At 39.5% G+C, this 17,189-nt stretch carries 18 protein-coding genes and 1 pseudogene; 5 read left to right on the forward strand and 14 right to left on the reverse strand.

What is annotated here, in order from left to right; genetic code table 11:
• Positions 1-5: 5 nt before the first annotated feature.
• The 3 genes from GOM71_RS21580 to GOM71_RS21590 form a co-directional block, all read right to left on the reverse strand.
• Positions 6-608 (reverse strand): carbohydrate ABC transporter permease, encoded by a 603-nt coding sequence (locus GOM71_RS21580; protein ID WP_216651801.1) that lies wholly within the window; start codon positions 606-608, stop codon positions 6-8.
• Between the two features lie 218 nt (positions 609-826).
• The gene (locus GOM71_RS21585; RefSeq protein ID WP_156284862.1) at positions 827-1,699 is read right to left on the reverse strand and encodes a carbohydrate ABC transporter permease; all 873 of its coding nucleotides are present in this window, start codon (positions 1,697-1,699) and stop codon (positions 827-829) included.
• A 93-nt stretch (positions 1,700-1,792) separates the two neighbouring features.
• Positions 1,793-3,127: an ABC transporter substrate-binding protein gene (locus GOM71_RS21590; RefSeq protein WP_216651802.1), complete on the reverse strand. Its 1,335-nt coding sequence runs from the start codon at positions 3,125-3,127 to the stop codon at positions 1,793-1,795.
• A 192-nt stretch (positions 3,128-3,319) separates the two neighbouring features.
• Here GOM71_RS21590 and GOM71_RS21595 point away from each other — a divergent pair, with 192 nt between their 5' ends.
• Positions 3,320-5,167, forward strand: a complete 1,848-nt coding sequence (locus GOM71_RS21595; protein ID WP_216651803.1) for a sensor histidine kinase — start codon at positions 3,320-3,322, stop codon at positions 5,165-5,167.
• 13 nt (positions 5,168-5,180) lie between these two features.
• Entirely contained in the window at positions 5,181-5,939 is a 759-nt protein-coding gene (locus GOM71_RS21600) for a response regulator transcription factor (protein WP_156284867.1), read from the forward strand.
• 225 nt (positions 5,940-6,164) lie between these two features.
• Here the strand turns inward: GOM71_RS21600 and sigK are convergent.
• The 5 genes and pseudogenes from sigK to GOM71_RS21625 all read right to left on the reverse strand — a co-directional run.
• Positions 6,165-6,677, reverse strand: a pseudogene (gene sigK / locus GOM71_RS21605) (RNA polymerase sporulation sigma factor SigK); the annotation flags it as partial.
• Complete coding sequence (locus GOM71_RS21610; RefSeq protein ID WP_367649741.1) at positions 6,658-8,343, reverse strand: recombinase family protein; 1,686 nt, start codon at positions 8,341-8,343, stop codon at positions 6,658-6,660. The pseudogene sigK and the gene GOM71_RS21610, both read right to left, overlap by 20 nt.
• A 526-nt stretch (positions 8,344-8,869) precedes the next feature.
• A complete protein-coding gene (locus GOM71_RS21615) occupies positions 8,870-9,451 on the reverse strand; it encodes a type II toxin-antitoxin system PemK/MazF family toxin (RefSeq protein ID WP_156284871.1) in 582 nt (193 codons plus the stop codon).
• Between the two features lie 87 nt (positions 9,452-9,538).
• Positions 9,539-9,871: a MerR family transcriptional regulator gene (locus GOM71_RS21620; RefSeq protein ID WP_156284873.1), complete on the reverse strand. Its 333-nt coding sequence runs from the start codon at positions 9,869-9,871 to the stop codon at positions 9,539-9,541.
• Entirely contained in the window at positions 9,868-12,084 is a 2,217-nt protein-coding gene (locus tag GOM71_RS21625; protein ID WP_156284874.1) for a hypothetical protein, read from the reverse strand. The genes GOM71_RS21620 and GOM71_RS21625 overlap by 4 nt, the downstream gene beginning before the upstream one ends.
• Positions 12,085-12,382: 298 nt before the next feature.
• Between GOM71_RS21625 and GOM71_RS21630 the strand changes: the two genes are divergently transcribed.
• Entirely contained in the window at positions 12,383-12,904 is a 522-nt protein-coding gene (locus GOM71_RS21630) for a hypothetical protein (RefSeq protein WP_156284876.1), read from the forward strand.
• Between the two features lie 146 nt (positions 12,905-13,050).
• Positions 13,051-13,434: a hypothetical protein gene (locus tag GOM71_RS21635; protein WP_156284878.1), complete on the forward strand. Its 384-nt coding sequence runs from the start codon at positions 13,051-13,053 to the stop codon at positions 13,432-13,434.
• A 27-nt stretch (positions 13,435-13,461) separates the two neighbouring features.
• Here GOM71_RS21635 and GOM71_RS21640 read toward each other — a convergent pair whose 3' ends face one another.
• The 6 genes from GOM71_RS21640 to GOM71_RS21665 form a co-directional block, all read right to left on the reverse strand.
• Positions 13,462-13,833 (reverse strand): hypothetical protein, encoded by a 372-nt coding sequence (locus GOM71_RS21640; protein ID WP_156284882.1) that lies wholly within the window; start codon positions 13,831-13,833, stop codon positions 13,462-13,464.
• Positions 13,830-14,108, reverse strand: coding sequence for a helix-turn-helix domain-containing protein (locus GOM71_RS21645; protein ID WP_156284884.1), 279 nt, complete (start codon positions 14,106-14,108; stop codon positions 13,830-13,832). Before GOM71_RS21645 ends, GOM71_RS21640 begins: the two co-directional genes overlap by 4 nt.
• Before the next feature lie 85 nt (positions 14,109-14,193).
• Complete coding sequence (locus tag GOM71_RS21650) at positions 14,194-14,532, reverse strand: DUF2538 family protein (protein ID WP_156284891.1); 339 nt, start codon at positions 14,530-14,532, stop codon at positions 14,194-14,196.
• Positions 14,533-14,581: 49 nt separating this feature from the next.
• The gene (locus GOM71_RS21655; RefSeq protein WP_156284893.1) at positions 14,582-14,851 is read right to left on the reverse strand and encodes a hypothetical protein; all 270 of its coding nucleotides are present in this window, start codon (positions 14,849-14,851) and stop codon (positions 14,582-14,584) included.
• Between the two features lie 193 nt (positions 14,852-15,044).
• On the reverse strand, positions 15,045-15,719 hold the full coding sequence (locus tag GOM71_RS21660) for a protein NO VEIN domain-containing protein (RefSeq protein ID WP_156284895.1): 675 nt from the start codon (positions 15,717-15,719) through the stop codon (positions 15,045-15,047).
• 1 nt (position 15,720) lies between these two features.
• Positions 15,721-16,629, reverse strand: a complete 909-nt coding sequence (locus GOM71_RS21665; RefSeq protein WP_156284897.1) for a hypothetical protein — start codon at positions 16,627-16,629, stop codon at positions 15,721-15,723.
• A gap of 162 nt (positions 16,630-16,791) precedes the next feature.
• Between GOM71_RS21665 and GOM71_RS21670 the strand changes: the two genes are divergently transcribed.
• Entirely contained in the window at positions 16,792-17,136 is a 345-nt protein-coding gene (locus GOM71_RS21670) for a type II toxin-antitoxin system PemK/MazF family toxin (protein WP_156284900.1), read from the forward strand.
• Positions 17,137-17,189 lie beyond the last annotated feature (53 nt).

Consider the following 17,189-nt stretch of genomic DNA (forward strand, 5'->3'; position numbering starts at 1 on the left):
TCTTGTTACCCTTTGACCGATCCGCTTGTCATCCCGGCAATTATAAAGCGTTGCCCTAATAAATAGATGATGATGACCGGTAAAATCGTCAAAATAATATCTGCGCTAACCAAATTCCATGATTGTTGAAACTGCCCGAAGAAATTATAGACAGCCAATGTCATCGGCCATTTCTGAGCGCTATTCAAATAATAGAGAGGCAGCAAAAACTCGTTCCACGTATTCAGAAAAGATAATATAAAGACAGTTACTGCAGCTGGCTGCAGCATTGGGAAAATAACCGAGAAAAAAAGTCTAATTGGGCCACAGCCATCGATTACGCCTGCTTCGTCCAATTCTTTCGGAACCCCGCCGATAAATCCGTATAAAATGAAAATGCTGAACGGAATTTGCGTGACCATATATAAAACAATGATTCCGGCTTGGGTATTCATCAAATGAGTCCATTTCATAACGTCGATGAGGGTAAAGTAATTAAGCGGCAATGCGATGCCCATAATGATAAACAGGTAAAGAAAACGATTAAATTTCGTCTTGTTCCGTCCCATCACGTAAGCTGCCATTGCAGAAAAGATGATGCAAAGCAGCGAGGAGATGCTTGAATACATAATACTGTTTATAAAGGACTGACCCAACTTGCCTTTTTCAATTACCGTAGCGAAATTGGAGAGTTGAAACGCATCAGGAATGCTAAAGTTCATGGAACTTGCTTCAGGCGCTGTCTTCACTGCGTTAATAACTATGAGTAAGATAGGGATAATCGCAAGAATACTTATCATCCCTATCACGATATTCGGAATGAGACTCTTCCATAATTTTGTGTTCTTCATCCGTTCTGTTCCTCTCTTGACATAAGCTTGATGGAGAAAAAGCCTAAAATCGTCATAATGAAAAACAGCACCGTAATTAAAGCTGTCCCCACGCCATAGCTTCCAAGAGAAAATTGGCTGAACACCTGCGTATAGACGACCTCAGTGGCATAACCCGGTCCGCCATTTGTCAGGACATAAACCGTATCAAAAATCTTTAAGCCATAAAGAAGATTCAAAACGGTTGTTACCGTAAGAGACGGCATCAACAAAGGCAGCGTGATATATCTGAATTTCAGCCAACCATTAGCACCATCGATATCTGCGGCCTCATAATAAGTATGGGAAATCGACTGAAGACCGGCAAGCAGTATGACCATAATGTATCCTGCGCCTTTCCATACATCTACCGCTATAATTGACTTGAATGCCCAATGAATATCTGTCAGCCAATGCTGTGTCCATGCCTGTAATCCAATCATCCGTAACCCTTCGTTAATTAATCCGGTTTCCGGATTGAAGATCGATTTAAAAACAATACCCACAACAAGCATCGGTATGATCGAAGGCAAAAAAAGGATGACACGATGAACGTTTTTAAACTTCACTCCCTTATTTACGAGCAGAGCTATAAGCAGTCCGATAATCGTTTTGAGAATAATGGTAGAAATCGTGAAGACGACCGTATTCTGAATGCCGTGCATGTAATTTTCTTCGGACGAAAAAATAGTCTTATAGTTGTCCAAACCGATATAACTGACGGCACTAGAAAAACTATTCCAATCCGTAAAAGACAGGAAAATCCCCATCAAGCTAGGAACAACAGCAAATACAACGTACAAACATAGCGCAATAGCAATAAAATAAAACGGATATATTCGTCTAGTCATGATTCATTCCTCCGTTTCCTCCCAGCAGGTAATCAAACAAGGGCTCATGATTAAGCAAGTAAGATTCGAGCCCTTGTTTGATCTATTTCTTTACTACCAGTTCGAATCTTTTGCGGTTTTCGCTTGCTGCTCCCGTCTCTTGTCAATATTTTTCAGAACATCTTTAACCGTCATTTGCTTGCCCATCATTGCGGACATGTCTTTTCCGATATCCATCCATTGCGGGTTTAAGTAGTTGATGGCCGTTTGGTAAACTGCGCCTGTCTTTTTCCCATAGCTATCGAAAAATGCCTTTTGCTCCTCATTAAATTTGGCTGTTACACCAGAAAAGTTGAGGTTGGTAAATTTTGGTTCATTATCCAGCAAGAACTGGAGATTCTCTTGCTCCGTCAAGAATGCGAAATATTGTTTCGCTTCCTCGATATGCTTGGAGTTGCTGGAAATAAACTTGCTCGGCGCTGCAGGGTTGACGTTAAGATTCTGATTATCATTTAACGGAATCGGGAAGAACCCGTAATCGGATGCGCTGCTGCCTGAAACCGATTTTTCAATTTGTGCCGGCAAGCCGATGTTGTAAACGGTCATTGCATATTTGCCGCTTGCCATGTTTTTCTCAGTATCGGCATACGTATTCGAAAATGCATTGTCGCCGAAGTAACCTTTTTGTACCAGCTCGTTTAATTGCGTCAGTGATTGCTCCAGAACGGCTGCATCTTCGAACTTCTCCTTGTTATTAATCAGTTTTTCAGCCAGTCCCGGATCCTGCTCTTCGTATCTGACTCCGAGCTCTGGGAACCACAGGACATGGTGCCATCCATCGGATACCGGCTCATAAATTGGCGTGATGCCTGCTGCTTTGATTTTTTCACAATCCTGCAGGAAATCGGCGTAGCTTTTCGGCACGTCCAGTCCTAATTGGTCAAAAATTTTCTTGTTGTAAACGATAATCCAGCTGGAACTTGGATCCCAGATCGTAAGCGCATAAACCTTAGAATTCCACGTTGCTTGTTCTATAAAAAGCGGATCCTCTCTTTTAACCCATTCTTCATTCGTCAGGTCGACTGCGTTATTCTCTACATCGTAAAGCGGGCCTAGATCAAACTTGCCGCTTTGACCGCCAAAAATGTCAAGCGCTTCTCCGGAGGCCAGCTTTGCTTTCAGAACATTGTTGTATTGGTCCGACGGTACAATTTGATAGTCGATATGAATGCCCGTTTGCTCCTCGAACTTCTCCGCAAGCTTCATCTCGGGATCCTTAATCCAATCCTGACTTGCTAGGTAGGACAAGGTTACGTTCTTCTTCTTCTCCGTACCTGCAGAGCTATTGACCTGGGCTTCTTCCTTGCTGTTGGAATTGCCGCAGGCGCCGAGCAATCCGCCAGCGATTCCGATAACCAGTGCCATACTCCATACTCTCTTCATATTCATAATAAGCTCCCCTTTTCCCAGTATTGAAAACGCATTCATCTGACTTCAATATCATTATATAAATGCGCTTACATCTTCTCCATGCAGTAGTTTGTGTGTTTTATTGTACTATTTTTCCGAGGGTTGACAATTAATTCGCATAGAAGCAAAATGATTAAAAAACATCGTAATACGAACGGGAGACTAATCGGCATGATAAGGAAACCGCGTTCCATCCGAATGACACTATTCCTTACCTTTTCGTCAATTATCGTTATCGGCATTTCATTCTTGTTTATCCTGTTTTACTCATGGTCTACTAATTTGTTGAAAACAAAAGCCTTCAACTCCATCTCCGAATTGTCCTCATCTTTACGCACGCAGTTGGATCTTGAAGTACAGAAATTAGACGCTGTATCTGTCAGCATTCTATATCTAAATCTCATTACGGATCGAGTTTCAGCTTACGAGCCTCCTAATCATAACGAAATGTTGAATACGCTATCATCGGACCCAAGTATACCTTCAAATAAATCAGACACGGATATTTACGATATATTGGTTGCGCTTATTGGCCCATCCTATCCCGTTCAACAAGTCTATTTACACTTATTTTCAGGAATCTCGATTGGCGTCGGCTTCGATAACAGCCAAAAAAAAATAGATCTAACAACTCAGCCATGGTATACCGCCGTAGAAAATAATAAAAAAAAGAAACTGCTGACCATATCGAAATCCAATTACGGCGGCTCCATGAATCTCAAAAACAATATTTCCTTATCCTTGTTCCGTAACTTCTCGGACAAATATAATACTCCTAAAGGCATTGTAGAGGTTAAGCAGAGCTATAATAAGGTGTTTAACGGCTTTATCCAACTCAAGCAAAACAATCCTTCGCTTGAGCAGGTCATCATTTATTCCGATACCGGCGATATCATATATCCTTACGAGTCTACTGAACAAGACCGACAATTCGTCAACAGCATTCTGAGTAACCCGAAATACAGTTTCTCCGAAGATCAGAGCACTTATATGACTGATCCCGAAACGAACGACACGGTATTGCTTACAATTAAACATTCCGACCAGACGAACTGGAATATCGCCGTTATGATTTCTAACAAAACGCTGCTTTCGCCCCTTAATAAGTTCACGCGACTAGCTAGTTTTGTCACTCTTATGATCTTGATATCGCTTATTATTTTGTCTTATTTTGCAGCCAAACGAATTACCAGTCCGTTAAGTGCACTAAATAAAACAATAAAGGCAGTGAATCTAGAATCCTTAGTATCCGGCAACGTTATCGAACTCAACAGCGGGATGAACGAATGGGATCGGATAAACGCTTCATTTCTTAAAATGAATACCAGACTTAAGGAATCGTTCGATCAAGTACTTCTCGCGCAATCGCAAGAAATGCAAGCCAAAATGACCGCCCTTCAATCCCAAATGAACCCCCATTTCTTATACAATTCATTGGCAACAGTCAGTGCCATGGCCTATGAGCAGATGAACGAACAGATTATTGTGATGTGCGATAATTTATCTGACATGATGAGGTATAGTGCTTCTGATGAATCGGCTTTGGTCGATATTCAGACGGAAATCAATTACACCGAAATGTACATGACCTGCATGAAGCTAAGATATGGGGATATGCTTGCCTACCGTATTCACCTGGACCCTTCCATCCAGCGAGTACAAATTCCTAAAATCATGATTCAGCCGCTTGTCGAAAACGCCATTAAATACGGCACCAAAATCAGCCCGCCCTGGGAGATTACTGTCAGCGGAAAAATAGATAAAAACCGCTGGATCATAGAAGTCAGAGACAACGGACCCGGATTCGATCAACAAGAAATCAGCCGTTTTTATGCGCAGGTTCATGAAATCGAACAAAACAATTTGCTTCCGACTCTTAAATTGCACGGTATGGGGCTGCTCAACGTATTTATCAGATTAAAGCTGCATTACAACAATCTCATGTTTTTCGAAATACGCAACTTACCGGATCAAGGAGCTATTGTTTCAATTGGCGGTCCTTTGTTCCAAAAAAGATAAAGGAGGAAACCAAATGAACCCCATTCATATCATTGTGGCAGAAGATGAACCATTGCTTCTCAAAACGCTGATAAACCAAATTCAGCAAATTGATCGTTTATTCCATGTTCTGTTTGCTGCTCCTGATGGCGACAAGGTTCTGAAATTTATGGAAAGCACCCAAGTTCCGGATGTCATTATTACGGATATTCATATGCCGGTTGTAGATGGTATTGAATTAATCAAGGCTGTTGACAGAGATTATCCCGGCGTAAAAAAAATCATTATTAGCGGCTACAGTGAATTCGAATATGCCCAGCAGGCTTTAAAAATGAATGTTGGAGACTATTTGCTCAAGCCAGTAAAAAAACAGGAACTCGAGAGTATGCTGTCCAAGTTAAAGCTAACCATTGAAAAAGAACGATCTGCATTGAAATCACCTAAAATGCTGATCAATCGACAATATTCTCCTGAGGAAATCGTTAAAGCAGTAGCTGCCTTTATTAAAATGAATTATAAAAGCGAGCTTGTTCTTGAGGATATAGCACGCCAATTCAGCATTAATTCATCCCATTTAAGCAAAATATTTTTAAAGTATACCGGTGAGCCGCCTTCCAAATATATCATGTCGCTTCGAATGAACGAGGCCAAGCATCTCCTCTCACTTAAACAAGAGCTTACCGTCAAGGAAATAGGCGAGGTTGTAGGATATCCTGATCCCTTTTACTTCAGCAGAATATTCAAGCAATTTACCGGAACAACGCCAACAGATTATAAAAACCAGCTTACCTAGCTTTGAAATATTCAGGACTCCCCAACCATTCTGCCGCGTCAGCTGATTTCCTTGAAATATCCTTACAAGGAATTTCATCCTATCGTCAATCGGCGCATCGGGTGTATATGGCTCCCAACGCGGCAGGCTGTGAATTATTCACAAAGTTCCACAATTTGCACACATTGAAAAAGACAACCCACTTTAGTCAGTGAATTGCCTTAATTTAAAGGAAACTCTTTTTAATTACTTCTTCGCCTTATAAAACTCATGATAAAGCTTCATCAGCGCCCGCTTCTCAATCCGTGATACGTAACTCCGGCTGATACCCAGCTCCTTCGCGATCTCCCGTTGCGTCCGCTCATCTCCGCCATGATCCAGGCCGAACCGGCCGCGAATCACTTCCTGCTCCCGCTCATCGAGAATATCGAGATTGCGGTATATTTTGCTCTTCTCAATCTTCAGCTGTACCCGCTCCACCACATCATCGGCTTCCGTACCGAGAATATCGATCAGCGTTATTTCATTGCCTTCTTTGTCCGTTCCGATTGGATCGTGCAAGGAGACGTCTTTGCGCGTTTTCTTCAATGAGCGCAAATGCATAAGTATTTCGTTCTCAATACAACGGGCTGCGAAAGTCGCCAGCTTCGTCCCTTTGCCCGTCTGAAAGCTCTCGATCGCTTTAATAAGCCCGATCGTCCCGATCGAGATCAAATCCTCGAGGTCCTCACCTGTGTTGTCAAATTTTTTGAGGTTGTGTTCGAACTCCTATGTCACTCAAATCCAATGTTGCCGCGATTTCGTTGTGTGCTCCAAACAATTTATCGAACGCTCCGATTGAAGTGACAACCATATAACGCTGTTTTTCGTTCTCTGGATCTGGCTCAAATCGAACAATGATTTCTGTGAATAGCATTTCAATGATGTGCCGTTTGAAATCAAATGTGACGCTCTCAGGCTGCTTTAATTTTAATTGAATATGGCTGACGAGTTCCTGTACGATTTCCATCGTCAAGTCGCTTTTAAGGCGGTTTTGAATTTGAACACGATAACGGTTTATTTCTGTTTCCAATTCGCTGATCGTTGCATTAACTTTAGATAAATCTTTAATCATTTCTTGTTCGGAAATGACCTCATGACGGAACATAATTTTAATCTTGTCTTTTTCTTTCTCGCGTTGATCGGCTTGAGATTCTAATACTTTTAACCTTGCTTCAAGTTCTTCTACACCTTCGTTTGTCTCGTTTTGCAAATGCTTATAAAAAGCCGTCGGATCAGAAACCAGTTTAACGACTTGTGCCCATATGTAATCCTCTAAAAGCTCAGCACGCAACGATTCGCTTTGGCATTTTTGTACTTCGGGACCATAGCGCTTTGGCGCTTGATTCGGGCATCGGTAACACCGATATTTCATTCGCTTGCCTGTTATTTTATCTTCTCGACCAGAATAGGTCGTCGCATCCCATGTTCGACCGCAATGACCGCATTTCAAAAGTGATTTTAATAAATATTGATACGTTTGATTACCTACATGTTTGTTTGTTTTATTCTTATCTTTTTGTTTTTGCGCTAATTCGAATAACTTTTCATCAATGATCCCTGGAACAGGAACGTCTAACCATTCCTCTTCGTCGCGAAGCGAGATCGTACGTTTAGGATTACCTGATTTTGTTGTTTGACCTTTAATCTTTTTCGTTTTTCTTCGGTTGTAATAATACGTCCCAATATAAATTTCGGATGATAAAATGCGTCCAATGCTGGAAGCACTCCAGTTTTTAGATTCGCCACGTTTTGGCATAGCGCCTGCGGCGTAAAGTTTTTCGCCAATTTCACGCGTCGTTAAATTCTCATACACGTACCACTCATAAATCATCTTAACGAATTGAGCTTCCGCTTCGTTGATCACGAGTTGTCCATTCTCGTCCTTATCGTAACCGAAGGGGGCAACACGCATCGGCATAATCTTCTTTAGCTCTTTTACAGCACGTTCGCGACCACGTACCGTACGTTTGCGAATAAGTGCAAGCTCATAACTTGCGATTGCTGAAATGATGTTAAAAAACAGAATCCCCTCAGGAGACTTCTCGAATTCGGTATCCGTAAAGGAGATGTCGGCTCCGTTTTTTTCAAGTTCCCTGACGACAATCAACTTGTCGGTCAGATCACGGCTAAAACGATCGGGGTGCGTACATATGACACGCTCAATAATGCCTTCGGCAACGTCTTCACGCAGCTTTGTCATCACAGGGCGTACATCAATATCCTCCCCAGTAACGCCTTCCTCACGGTAGACACGAATATCCTCAAACTTATATCCCATTGATACTGCATGCTTCTTACAGAGCTCAATTTGAGCTTCTAAACTGGTGTTATCTACTTGAAGCGTTGTAGATACACGTACGTAAAGTGCAACAATCCTTCTCACACCACAAAACCACCTTTGTACCAAACGATAAAATCTATTATAGACAAACCTCATTGATGCGTAAACAAAAACAGAGCCGAGTTCATAATGAACCGGCTCCTTTGGGCATTAACACTTGTAAGATATAACGGATGACGTTGTCAAGATCAGCCTCTGCTTCCGCGACATCCTTCTCATGATAATCCAAGCTATGAGGCTCATAGATGATGACAATCTTTTTATCTGTACCCAAGGCAGTCACCTCGGTACAACGTATGAGGGTGAAAGATTGTCCAATAACTAAGTAAAAATAAAAGCCCCACGAAAGTGTGGGGCTTAGACAATGCTTCTGCAAAATACGCAGAAGCCGCGCCTTTCGGCTAGATAAAATTAGTATATGTTAGCGACAAAGCGTTTATACATATGAAATGAAAAAAAGAGAAATCGCAATGATTTCTCTTTTTTCTAGAAATGCTTCCGAGGAAGCCGTGTCTCAAATGAGACTAGATATTAGATGTCTATAATATATCGAGAAACAAAGAACTTGTCAAGGTTTTATTTCAAGTTGCGAAGCAATAAATTTAGAAATATCGTTCATTTTTTCCTTCTTAACTTTTCCAACCAATAAACCTAATCTAGCCTTATCGATTGACATAATGTCGGAAATAATAACACGAGAAGGATCTTTTTTTAAAGTAACACCATCCTCAAGATCATTACTTGTTAGCTTAGTTTGATAAGGTTCTTTAACCTTATTTCCGTCGCCCTCGATTGGTACCACATTTACTTTTTGAGAAAATAGATTGCCGGATGAGTTTTGTAAAATAATTACTGGGTGTTCGCCGCTTAACTCACTCCCAAGGTTTTCACCAAGAAATGCATTGTAAATTTGTCCTCTGATTGGCTTCAGGGGGTGTTGGTTTTTTTCTTTACCATCTGTTGGTCTTTGTTTGTTCAGTTCTGCAGAGTCGTAAGATAATTTTAGATTTTCTGTGATTGCATCTAGCAGTGCTGCGGCTTTTGTATAATCACACTTTTTTAAGTTGGCAATAATGGAGGTGGACTTTGTCTGTAACTGATCCTTTAATGAAGTGCTTAGTTCGTCTACATCTTCATATTTTTTATGCATCTTTTGAAATATCCCCTCTGTTTATATCGTGTTTCCATATACTTCGACATAAGCAGAAAAGTTTCCTTCATTAATGTATAAGCTTTTTTATTCCATATTCAAAATTTGTTGTATTCTTTTTTGGTCTAAACTTTCCAAGACCTTTATTTTATCTTTCACGTAGGGATAATGATCGATGTACAATTTGTTCTTCACGTCCTTTCCTAGGGCTGCCCAGGGATTCGTTCGGCAAGCTTTGATCTTACCCGTCGTAAACCACTTTCGAACAGTTACAGGGGATTTGCCTGTCAGTTCGGCGATATCGTTAACGGAATATTCCCAGCCATCTTTGTACGGTTTAAATACATCTTCAGGTAAGTAAGTATACACAGAGAAGCCAAGCTTCTCTGTGAGTGAGCAAAATTGATCGTACGAAATCATGTGGTATCCCCCTCGGTAGCTGCAAGGATTAGTCGGTCTTTTTCTGTCGTCAATTTTTGAATTTTTTCTTCAAGTGCATCTCCTAATTTTGTGCGTTCGGTAATGCTTAGCTTAGACAATTTGCCGAGCGCATTAAACCTTTGTTTAAGATCGTCGAGTTCGGCATTGATTTTACTGATTTGCTTCTTCGTCGCTACGTCTAGCTTAGGTGGTTCATCGCTAACAACCGCAACTGGTGGAGGAGGGGTAATGCCCAACATTTTGTTTTCCCAAATTTCTAATTCATCTAAATTAAACGGGAAGTTGAGGGCGGCATTGATTACCTCGACATACGATTCTAAGTCGATCTTTTCTTGATAATGTTCTTTGTTTGTACTTTTTTTACCTTTGTGCCTACTGTGATATTCGGCAACATCCGATTTCTGCTCTTCGAGAACCAGGTTTCGAAAGAATGTGCGTTTGGCAATCAAGTTGTTTCCAGTATGCCGCGTGTCATAGCTGCTGAAATGTGAGATCTCGTCTTCAGATAGAATCCCTTCGAACATATCCTTGTGATAACTCATCCAATTCACCATCGATGCACTGGAAGAGTAATGTGAATCGCTAAATTCCTCTGTGTCTTGCGGTCGGAATAAGTATCCTTTTCCGCGAGGAAGGGTGTATTTGTTATAGAGATTTTCCAAATATAAATTTAGAAAATGAACAACTTTGGGTACTAGCAATATGCCGTACTTGCCGGATGGAGACTGGCGCATTTTGCTGATGTCACGAGTAACGTGCATGACGCCAAATTTATACGTTTCACCTGAGCTGCCTTTGAATTCTTTTAATTTTATTAGCTTCGTTGTCTGATCGAGCTCGAAATGTTTATCGATTTCAAGTTTGCTCATTTCAATAGGACGGATGCAGCTGAAAAAGCCTAATGCAAGCATAGCCGTATTTTTGATCGGTGTATGAAGGTTTTTGCCTGTACTGTTGAAAACATTGTGAATCATCTGAACCAGTTGCTTTCTTGTTAAAAATAAAGATGTGGATTCTTTGTCGGGTTGAGCGTTCTCTCTGCTCATAAACTTTTCAAGGTTTTCGTCTAAATCTTCGCCGATAGCAACAAGACGAGCTCTAGCTTCTTGCATAGTTAATCCGGTTGCGCGTTCTTGAGCTCGAATTTCTTCTTTTTCTTGCATCAATAAATAGTAAAAGAAACCTCTTATATATTTTTTGACGCTGAAGCGAGTCATTCCACCTTTCCCCCGCACGAGCGCTTGAATATCGTTGGAGTTAATATCCATGAAATCGAACAATTCTGGATTAAATTTTTTGCGTTCATCTTCGGTTAACAATCGATAGCCATTTCGACCTTCTAATTCCCACCAATTATTGATTCCGCTACGAAAACAGATGATCGAGTAATAAGCACGGGCAATTTGCGCTCTCCAATCATCTGGTGCATCGCTTTGTTTAAATTTAGGAAACTGAGCGGAAGCGCTAAAAACGACTTTGTTATCGGTACGATAATCAATAAATTCATTGATTATTTTTTGTTGAACAGGGCTTAGCATGCCGAAATAATTGCGTCGTTTTGCGCTCCTGCCAGCAACCGATTCCATTTTTATTTTTTTGAAGTTTTCTTTTATCCAAATGGAGTCCCATTTCCCTTTAGCGATTTTGGCTTCATCCATTAACCCGGCTTTGGAGTATATCGCTAATCGGGTGTAGTTATAACCCATCTCCTCGGCTATCTCTGGGAGTGATTTGTAACGCTTCATAAATGCTTCTACGCCCGATCTAATGAATGCGAACTTTGGAAACGATCCGCCAGGTGTATTTCTTAATGGAGAAGGTAGCACATCTCTTCCGACGTGGAGCAAGAATTCATTGAATGTGCCATTATGAAGAAGTTTTATAAATGTTGTATTTCTCAGTCCAATGAGTTTATTGGCTTCGGAGTAACCGATAAATGTACCAACTTTTATTTGAACGGTGTCCCATCCAAAACCTTCATCCTCCCCAATTTGAAATGCTGACTCGCGAATCGAAGCAACATCCTTCTTCATGATTTCAATCGAATGTTTAAGCAACACCTGCCATAAATCCATGACTGTATTTGTGACAATGTGACTGATCGAATTAATGCCGTTGGCTATAAAGGCTCTTTTCACTTCATTCGGCATCTCCAATTTATCGATCGAAATGTCGAGTAATGTCTTTGTCATATTCCTTTCTTCACCTCAAATATATGTATATGCGCTCAACGTGATCCAAATGATACTGCTTTCTAACGAAAGCGGTAAAGAATTTGTATAAAAACAGTATCATTTTGAGCGTTCCGATTATTTGTTAAAGCGATCGAATGTTCGCATCGCTTTAACAAATTAACACATATACTCTGTTTTCATTCTTTCACGGTTTCTCCTTTTCCATACAAGATAATTCCAAATTGAATGTTGACATGTGCTATTCTTTTCTTATAACAACGATGGTTCAAGAGAATGAATTATGGAGGATATACGTGTGAAATTCGAGTATCTGTTTTTCACTGGTAACAATGAAAATGGTAAAGAAGGAATTAAGCTTGGCATCAAGGTTAAAGTAGCTGATAAAGAGGAGTCTCGGGGGTACTTTTTGCTTGATGATGGCGGAAAAATTGAAATGATTCTTGAACAAACGGTGCTTTCCGTTAAAGAGCAGTGCGAAATCGAAGACATAATCATAAATACGGATTGTGATGAAAATAAGTGGGTTATGGCAGTCGTTGAATTTGTAAAAGAACATGGATTAGACGCAGAACTTCATATATCTGATCCGGAGGGTAAAGATATAAAAAATGCAAGCAAAATAGTAAGCAACTTCTATACGTATGAGTTGCAAGTTCGCCCGATATTCGAGAGTGGTTACTGTCGTGTAACGTTTAAGGTTATAACTAACAAGGAAAATCAGAAAGAAGTAAATGTAGAAAGAATAATTCATTTGAAGGAAAAAGTCAAATCAAAGACACAGAAATGGCAATCGTTCAAACGTATCAAAAATCAATAGCTAAAGAGATTACCAAAGAGCAAAGGGTTCGAATTGTTCTTGGCTTGTTGTAATATTGAGGGGCGAAATTTTTCGCTTCTCTTTTTTTAGGATTTGAATGTAAATTCAAAAAATAAAATCATATCTAATAAATTGGATGTGATGAAATGGATTTTATGGAAACAGATGAAGGAAAGAAGTATGCAAAAGCGTGGGCTGTTAGAAGTAAAATGATTAATACGTTTTGGAAACACAATCACAGTGTGTTCGAGGTCATAAAAGACATCACTGATGTTTATGTGAACTATGACAACCCGTATTTTTCAATACACTTTATTTATGAGGGGATTGAGAATCGAATAACATTTAAAAGAGATGAAAAGGCGAAAAAGTGGGAATTACGAACATCTATAGACATCGGTTGCGATTGGGAATCAAATGCCGTATGGACAGATCTTTCTAAATCTGATTTTACAAAAAAAATAAGCACCAAGCTTATTACATATCCTGGAGTAAGAATGAGTGCATTGTTACATGGGATCAAATTGTAAAGGTTAAACACAAAACCGAACCAGTGATTATTCTGGTTCGGTTTTTAAATACGAATATAAGGCGTTCGTTTTATTATACGCTTTCTCGATTAACTTTTGATTTCGTTCTGACGAAGAACGCTTTACTTCTTGGAGTAGCCGTCTAATGTCTAGAATCTCTTTGCCAGGGTTATAAATCGACTCCGTTAACTTGCCTGAGTGAGAGCTAGTTGTAAGTTTAATTAAGCTTACAAGCGTTCCACGAGCAAAGCATGCGTTACAACTCCAAGTGGCTTCAAATGCATTCATTTTTGCTTCCTTGCCGCAGTCAGGGCAAGGAAAGGTGATTATAGGCTTCTTATAGTAATAATCGATTTTGTTTGTTTTGAAAAAGGATAAAGCGACATATTCAGTGCTCAATTCATAAAGACATCCTTCGCTGTTTCCACCCTGATTTTAGATTTCTGCATGAAAGACTTAAGAGCCTCGCCGGTAATAACGTATTTTCGACCAAACTGATAAGCGGGTAACTTCCCATTATGGCACCAACGCCGAACACTAACCGGGCTCATTCCGATGAGTTCAGCGACTTGATCAGATGTTAACGTCATCTCGTCGGGAATACTTTTATATTTGTCCTCTAATTTTGGTGCAAGTCCAAGCTCTGCTTCCAATGCGTAGTTGTAGTTTTTCATTATAATTCTCCTAGTACGTAATATGGTTCATCTATATGTATATGTACCTTCTAAAGAAATATGAAAAAGCTGCCTAATGACAGCTTCAAGCAAAACTTTTTCGTATTTCACACGCTTGTTTGAAAACAGAGTAATTACCAATGTCCCACGTTTCAATTCCGTACAGTAAATCAAACCGATGGAATCCACCACCGTAAAGGTGCAAACCTAAGTCAATCAGCAATTGAATGCCTCTTGAGAAATCTTCTGTATCCATCCATTCATCGAATATATTTTCCCATGATTTTCGTGTAGCCTTTTCATAAATTTCAGGGTGAGCAACGATATAGCAAGCAACGCGATACTCAGCATTTTGTTGTGCGATCGGATACTTTTCTAACATCACATGAAAGTTGAATTGATGATATTCATTATAAAAATACATATTTCCTCCTAAATCGAAAACATACTATAAGTATATTTACAATTAGAAGTTATATTCCTTTGGCAACAGCATCTGCAGCTCTTTTGGCTGACAATTGTTTTCCAATTTGTTCAAGTTCAAGTAACTCGTTCTTAATGTCTGTTTCAAGTTCAAGAATAGGATCTACCACTTCTCTGACTGTCTCCAAGTCCAAGCAATCCTGTTCTTTGGTTACAGCCGTTTGCAATGCCATTAATAGCGTTTCGACGGTATAGATCTGGTTAAGTAGCTTTCCTCTTTGAGCATGTAGTGTAGCTGTGTTTCTAAGTCCATGTTGCATTCTCCTTCACGGAATGTAGAGAGATCGTAACATGGACTATGGCTATACAGTCAAAGGCGTTTAACGTTGATATTTAGCCATATAAGATGATTTTCGTGAAGCAATTATTTTTTCTCTTGCCACTCTCAACTAATACCTTGAGCAGAGAATTTATTATCTCTTTCTGAACTGAATCCTTAAAAAGAAGTACAATTTATTTTACTGATGCTCTTCCAACATACGCATCTAATGAAATATCATCAAATGTACTCAGTAAGAAATTATCATTAATATTGATAACGAACTGATTTGAAGCCAATTCAATCTTTTGATTATTTATAAGCTTGGAAATTGTATGAAAATCAATATCTAACATGTTAATTGGATTGACAATATGGTACCCGGTTATTGTTCGAGCAATATTATTAATTTTAATGAAAAGAAGATGATATAAATTTTGCATTTTTTCTGCGACGCGTAGTTCATTGTATGAAATGTAAAACTTGTTATTATCCTTTGTTGTGGTTTTTATCTCATAAGCATGAAGCTGCCCTTCATATGATACTTGAATGTCATACCCTAGCTTGGCATTCATTCCAACGTATTTAACTTCTCCTAATGATTGTTCTTTCAAATAGGCTATGGCAAGTTCCTCGCCAAAGCGTCCGGTCTTTGCAGTTACCTTTACCCAACCTGGAATAGAATCCTCTTCGGAGCCGATATCGTGATGAATGTTTGCTTGTTTTAGTTCTTCTTGTCGTTTATCAAGTTCGTTATCAATGGAACCGAGAACAACCTCGCTTTGACCACGTTCGAATAACGATGTCTTTTTTGTTACTTTGTATATGGGTAAGCCTGCTTCTAAATCAAAGATTATTACTTTGCTCATGTTATACCCCCGTTACTGCACAGGTACTTCTGCAAACAATCCATTTGGTCTTATGTTCATCGATCTCATGTTGAATTAAAGCCCAATTATCAGGCGTATTTTCATATAACTTCTCGCAGCCAGGGCATCGAAAAAAATTACGTTCTCGGGTTTTTTCGATGTCTTTCCATCTTACCGTCTTATTCATGAGTCCTTTTTCTTGCAGGATCACTCCAAGGGTTTTAAAACGGTCTTGGCTGCCGGTTTTTGCAATTGGTTTTAAAATAAAGCGGTTTTCATTAATCAAATTTGAGATTCGGGCATTTACATGAAATTCTTCGAGTTTTCGATTTCGCTTAATTTTAAATATTCCTGTATTAAAATCGTAATTTTGCTCAACGCATTGAGACAATTCACCTAAGTTCAAACCGTATTGATACACCATCTCGAAGACAAACAGTCGTCTAGGGTCGTTTATTAAATGATTCCGTATCAAAATTATCTCCTCAATAGTAAGCGCCTTTGCAGCGCCTTCTAAATCGTTTGTCAATTCTTCTTTTTTTCGTATATGCCGGTTTAACTCTGTAACTTCAAATGGGAGATCAACTTTCTTTTCTTCCGAAAGGAATGTATAAAAAGCAATAATATGATTCACTTTATTATTTCTTGTTGTTAAGCGTCGTTCTTGATTAAAGAAAGATTCGAATGATTCTATGGGTATTTCATTTGCATTTGTTTTGCCGAAATTAGATAAGCGGTTTAAAACGACATTTCTCATCTGGCTAATTGTTTCTGGAGAGTAAGGTTTGCCACGCCTACTAGTTCTGGTTTTAAGCCATTCTCCGAATTCCAAGAACCAATTTCGATTTATTGTGGTCAGTTTCTCAATGCGTTTCTGTTCGGGCAACTTAGCTTTGATTGCTTCGCTCACTGATTTCACCATCCATTCCTCGAATAAGAAAATAGTACCATAAATGGAACGACTGGTTGAACACTTTATTCCCAATATGTGCCTATAGACAAAGGTGAATGGAGAATGTTGGCGGGGGCAAGATATCTTATAACAAAAACTTCATGTCAGGAGTGAGTTTGTATGCTCAGTCTATCCCCAGGGGATGTATTTATTGTGTATTCAATGGAAAAATATCGTCCTGCTGTCTATTTACATACGGCAGACCGAAAACACTTCTTCGTCCCCTTGTCGAAGGATGGAGATTCAAGATTGTATGATAAGGATATCAACGTCAAAATTAAGAAAAAGCATAACAATTTCTTAGAGGAAACATCGATTGCAACGGTGAGTATGATTCAGGGCATCTCAGAAAGTCAAGAATTAGGGAAATACATCGGCAGCATTCGGTCGAAGGATTTATTAAAAATCCGACTCAGTTTAAAGTATAACTTTGTCGGATTGATTAGTCTCTCTGATCTCATGTAGACAAACAAGGCGCCCATTAACGGGCGCCTCTTCTTTTATTCGATAAATGATTT

It is taken from the genome of Paenibacillus sp. NEAU-GSW1, from assembly GCF_009737085.1.
In the GTDB taxonomy this organism is placed as follows: domain Bacteria; phylum Bacillota; class Bacilli; order Paenibacillales; family Paenibacillaceae; genus Pristimantibacillus.